We start from the raw sequence: 4,899 nt of genomic DNA, 5'->3' as shown, positions 1-4,899 counted from the left end.
GAAGGCGCAGGGGCTTCAGGACAGATACCTTTATGATTACACTTTTGCCAATGATAACGGCCAGAATCCCGTCATGGAGAAAGCCCATGCCTATGTGGAGCATTGGAAGAAGGCATACCGGGACAATGCCGGCCTTCTGCTTTTTGGTGACGTGGGAACCGGGAAATCCTTTTTTGCTGGCTGTATTGCCAATGCCCTGCTTGACCGTGACGTGCCGGTTCTGATGACAAATTTCCCGTCTATCCTGAACCGGCTGACCGGCGTGTTTGCCGAGGAAAGGGCGGCCTTTATCGCCAGCCTGGACGATTACAGCCTGCTTGTCATTAACGATTTAGGAGAGTGGAGCGCAGTACCGAGTATGCCATGGAGTAGATGTTTACCGTCATTGACAGCCGGTATCGGAGCAAGAAGCCGCTGATTGTCACGACAAACCTGAAACTGGAAGAAATCAAGAACCCGCCAGACCTTGCCCACGCAAGGATTTATGACCGCATACTGGAACGGTGCGCGCCGGTTCTCTTTTCCGGTAAGAACTTCCGGGAGGAAGGAGCCAGGGCGACCAAGGCGGCGGCGAAGGAGATTGTGAGGAAGGATAACAAAGTTTGATTGCATGAAAAGGAGAATTTATGAGCAGCGAGAAAATCACAGAGGACACGACCACCACAGCACCGGCTAAGGACGCTCCCGCACTGGTGAAGAAGATTGGCCGGACGACCTACATTGTGCGGGTTCATTTCAACAAGACGAGCAAGGAAACCATGAGCGACAAAATCAAGCGTATGCTGAAAAATGAGATACAGCAGATGTGAAAAAGCGATAACGGAAACAGGCCGGGAATCAGAAATGCGTTGGTTCCCGGCTTGTAAAATCAGGAGGTTTATGGTAGTATGGAGATACGAAAACAGAAGGGAAAGCAGGTGGGAAGATTGACAGTAACGGATAAGCAACATCAGGAAGATTTGCAACGTTTGCGTTTGTTAAGGCCAATCGATGATGACTTTATGCGTTGTCTTTTCAAGGATAACATTCCATTGGCTGAATTTGTGTTACGCATTATCACTGATAAACCGGATTTAATTATTACTGATTGTGAAACACAGAAGGATATGAAAAGGCTGGCTGGGGCACGTTCTACCTGCTTGGACGCATATGGAACGGATTCAGATGGGAAAAAATATGATTTAGAAGTCCAGAGGCAGGACAAGGGAGCAGACCCACACAGGGCAAGATATCATTCAAGCGTAATGGATATAGAAAATCTCCATTCAGGTCAGGAATTTAAAGAGTTACCGGACACATATACAATTTTTATTATTGAAAAAGATTTTTATGGTCAGGGCGAAGCTGTTTACCCGATTGAGAGAATCAATCTTGCAACGGGTAAATCTTTTGAAGATGGGGAGCATATCCTTTATGTGAATGGTGAATATCGTGGAGAATCCGATATAGGAAAACTCATGCACGATTTTAATTGTACCAAAGCAGATGATATGAATTTTGAATTGATGGCAAACCGAACACGATATCTAAAAGAGAATCCGAAAGGAGTGAGCGAGATGTGTAAAATTATGGAAGATATGAGAAGTGAATCTTTAAAAGAGGTCGCTCTTCGTATGCTGTCAGCTGAAAAATATGCTCTGGAAGAAATTGCGAATATTTCTGGACTTTCTCTTGATGAAGTAAAAAAACTGAAAGCGGAACAGACAGCATAAATGGTACTGACCGGGAATCTAAAAACAGGTTCCCGGTTTTTTGTTTAACAAAAACATATTTACTTGTTATAGTCTTGCATTTTATTATACGTTTTCGCCAATTTTATTTAAGGAAAAATCTTCGCTCTTTTTGCATACAATACGCAACTTATTGGGAAATTTTATTTTATGACGACTTAATTTATACGACCCAATTATTATATCAAGCAATTCTTGTTTAGTAAAAGATGTGTCACCTATACGAGTAAGTCCTGAGCCTAATATAGATATACATACATCATTCTGCCCATAATATTTATCAATCTCTTTCCAGAACAACGATAAACATTCGAGAAATTCATCATAAGAAAAAAATCTTCCCAGTCCGTCTTTATCTAATTTTGCAAATGCCATCAATAAATACTCGCCATTTGGTAGTATTATACCAGATTCATATCTAACTTTGTTGCGATATTTTGATTTGCTTTTCATGGGTTTTAGCTGTGCGTTATCAATTAAATTTTGCATATCTTGTATAGGATTTTCTTCAAGGTACTGTCCACATATAGAAGTTGGTTTTACATCTGAAGGAGAATCACCTACCTTTGTCGTAAAACATTCATCAAAGGTAATTACTTTTTTGCAATTCCTCATTTCAAGCAAATCGCCATATTCAATTTGAATACTATAATTGTTTCCTTTTATGCAAATCTTTTTTCGACGATATAAATATAGAGCACTTATCCCTATCGTCAATAAAAGCACGATAAGAAAAGACAAAACACGAGTTAATACAATATTCATATCATTAGAGAAAAATGGAAGTAGTTTACATTTCTCAAAAATTGCTTCAGGAACAAACGTAAAAATCACTGTAATTATGCTCAGTGCCCATGTACCACTTTTTCTTAAAAATTTAAGCATATCCAAGAACCCTTTTTATGTAGGTGTAGTTACCAACTTTTTCACCAAGGTAATTCTTTATCCAAAAAGGCTGTGCATCTGATTCATAATCTTTCATGTATGAAGGGAGCCAACTTGTTTCTTTACGTAACGAATTATAAACCACAATAATTGGTTTTTTACGTTTTTTGGCTTGCTCAAATTCATGGCGAAGATATGAAAATGAATTTATGTTGCCAACGTCACTATCTTCTTCTCGTGAAAAGGTTTGAAATACTTTGCACATTTTGGAACCATTGGCATTATGCTTATATGGAGTACAACTACAGTTTAACCTTTCTTCCGTTGCCCGTGAACAGCTACTGCCTGCTTTATGATAGGCGGTCATATCACCCACCACAAAAATAACAGCAGAAGACGCATTTATCTGTTGATTAAACTCCTGTTTTAAGTCACAAGGACGACAATCAGGATCGTTTGAAATACTACCAGAAACCACTTTAGCCATATCTATAAAATCTACTTTATGCAAATTATCAGTACCCCATTGATTAAGAACAGCAACGACATTTCTATCACCACTATCAAACGAATAATCAGCACTAATATAAACTCGTTTAGCCATAATTTCATCTCCTTCATATTTTGTGATTCATAAAAGTAATGCATTGTAGCTGCAACCTAGCACCTATTTCCATTTGTTGGACTATATGACAAAATTATTTTATCACAAGTATGCCCACATTTCTACAAAATTCGTGCGATTTTTCGGTTAGACTATTGAGCAGTTTGTTTCTTAGCCATTCAAATGTAAATTTTCTGTGAATTTGATTCAAAAAGTCCTTTACAAAACGTCACTGGTGTTTCTCTCATGAATTTAGCAGCCAAGGCTGTTTTCCCTTGACCTCCAACTCCAGAAATAGCAATTACATTTGTGTTTTCTTTAGAAAGTAAATCAAATTCTTCTGTTCTACCACTCCAGCAATTAATTACAGGAACCGGATCTAATTCCATACACTCATTTTCCTGTCCTTTCATTGTTATTTCTTGCATACTTCCCAAAGGAAATTTGTAATGTCCATCCTCTGAACCATTATACAACCTTGTATCTGGGACAAAGTCACCTTGCGTTGTAGATGTTAAACAAAAATTATCTACCATATTATTTTCAATGTCTATATCATAAATTGAAAATTTACACTCACAGATTTTAGGTTGATTAGCTTCTCGTTCCTCTGCCTTAGGATAGCCTATACCAGTAATTAAAGTGGTGAAACCGCCAGCAGGTGTCATTTCTCTTTGTGTTTTTGAATCATGAATATGACCATGTAATAATAAATATGATCCTAATTTCCCATGATGACACAAATAATCCCTCATCATATTGTTTTCCACATCGGTGAGCCATGCCAATGGGTGATGTAGCATTGTAATAACTATATCTTTATTTGTGATTTTTTCGAGTTCAGCTCTATTTTTTTCTAATTGCCATCTACCTACCGCTAAACTTCGGTAGTCATCATTTCCCCTGCTTGACCAAGCAGAATTCAACAAATTAAAACAAATAGTCTTACCTCCTATTTGTACAATCTTTACACCATAACCATCCTCAAACTCTTTCTTATCAGCAATTCCTAATTCCTTAACAAAATCTGAGTATCCCTGCATTCTTACCTTAAGATATGCCCAATTTTCTTTTACATATTCATCAAACTTAATTTTTTCAGGATCTAGTATATTTCTAAGTGTATCATCCCTTTTCATATCGTGGTTTCCCGGAACAATCATGAGTCTATTACTTTCTAAATTACAAATTTCAAGCAATGATTTAAAAAACTCGATTGCTATTGGAAATGCCGTCTGATCATTTCGATCTATAATATCTCCTGTAAAAGCAATAATATCAGCCTCTACATTCTTTTCTTGAATATATTTTAAAATACTATTTCTCAGTATTGTAAAACTATTATCTTCTCTCGAAGATATATGCAAGTCAGATAAATGTAATATTCTAATTCCCATTACTTGTCTCTTCCTTTCTTCTTTCGTTCTCTATAATAAACTATTTTACTTTTTGTTTTAGCACTCTCTCCATTCTTTGGCTAATAACAGCATATACTTTTTTCCATATTTAGTCAATGGATAAAATAAGGAAGTGTCGCAAAATCAATGTCAATAAGTTAAGATAGCTCCAAGGAGTGAGTACAATAAAGCCATGTGCTCACTCTTTTTTTGTAATAAAATCAAAATAACTCTTGACAAAACGTAAAAAGTTTGCGGCGAAGCCACTTAAATATATTTTTTA

At 37.1% G+C, this 4,899-nt stretch carries 5 protein-coding genes and 1 pseudogene; 3 read left to right on the top strand and 3 right to left on the bottom strand.

Features of this window, described 5'->3' with window-relative positions:
• The 3 genes and pseudogenes from VSQ61_RS22460 to VSQ61_RS22450 form a co-directional block, all read left to right on the top strand.
• Positions 1 to 606: pseudogene (locus VSQ61_RS22460) on the top strand (ATP-binding protein); the annotation flags it as partial.
• A gap of 20 nt (positions 607 to 626) precedes the next feature.
• Complete coding sequence (locus VSQ61_RS22455; RefSeq protein WP_334346546.1) at positions 627 to 809, top strand: transposon-encoded TnpW family protein; 183 nt, start codon at positions 627 to 629, stop codon at positions 807 to 809.
• Positions 810 to 887: 78 nt separating this feature from the next.
• Positions 888 to 1,712, top strand: coding sequence for a PD-(D/E)XK nuclease family transposase (locus VSQ61_RS22450; RefSeq protein ID WP_334346545.1), 825 nt, complete (start codon positions 888 to 890; stop codon positions 1,710 to 1,712).
• A gap of 84 nt (positions 1,713 to 1,796) precedes the next feature.
• Here VSQ61_RS22450 and VSQ61_RS22445 read toward each other — a convergent pair whose 3' ends face one another.
• From VSQ61_RS22445 to VSQ61_RS22435, 3 genes are all read right to left on the bottom strand, one after another.
• A complete protein-coding gene (locus VSQ61_RS22445) occupies positions 1,797 to 2,615 on the bottom strand; it encodes a macro domain-containing protein (protein WP_120409881.1) in 819 nt (272 codons plus the stop codon).
• Complete coding sequence (locus VSQ61_RS22440; RefSeq protein WP_334346544.1) at positions 2,608 to 3,219, bottom strand: hypothetical protein; 612 nt, start codon at positions 3,217 to 3,219, stop codon at positions 2,608 to 2,610. Before VSQ61_RS22440 ends, VSQ61_RS22445 begins: the two co-directional genes overlap by 8 nt.
• Positions 3,220 to 3,398: 179 nt before the next feature.
• The gene (locus VSQ61_RS22435) at positions 3,399 to 4,616 is read right to left on the bottom strand and encodes a metallophosphoesterase family protein (RefSeq protein WP_334346543.1); all 1,218 of its coding nucleotides are present in this window, start codon (positions 4,614 to 4,616) and stop codon (positions 3,399 to 3,401) included.
• Between the last annotated feature and the right edge of the window lie 283 nt (positions 4,617 to 4,899).

It is taken from the genome of Candidatus Merdisoma sp. JLR.KK006 (assembly GCF_036941035.1).
In the GTDB taxonomy this organism is placed as follows: domain Bacteria; phylum Bacillota; class Clostridia; order Lachnospirales; family Lachnospiraceae; genus Laedolimicola.
The sequence above is the reverse complement of the archived record's forward strand: the minus strand, read 5'-3'. Positions and strand labels throughout refer to the sequence as shown.

Excerpts from the sequence above, each read along its gene's own strand:
- VSQ61_RS22455 (WP_334346546.1), top strand. The coding sequence starts at position 627 with ATGAGCAGCGAGAAAATCACAGAGGACACGACCACCACAGCACCGGCT.
- VSQ61_RS22450 (WP_334346545.1), top strand. The coding sequence starts at position 888 with ATGGAGATACGAAAACAGAAGGGAAAGCAGGTGGGAAGATTGACAGTA.
- VSQ61_RS22445 (WP_120409881.1), bottom strand. The coding sequence starts at position 2,615 with ATGCTTAAATTTTTAAGAAAAAGTGGTACATGGGCACTGAGCATAATT.
- VSQ61_RS22440 (WP_334346544.1), bottom strand. The coding sequence starts at position 3,219 with ATGGCTAAACGAGTTTATATTAGTGCTGATTATTCGTTTGATAGTGGT.
- VSQ61_RS22435 (WP_334346543.1), bottom strand. The coding sequence starts at position 4,616 with ATGGGAATTAGAATATTACATTTATCTGACTTGCATATATCTTCGAGA.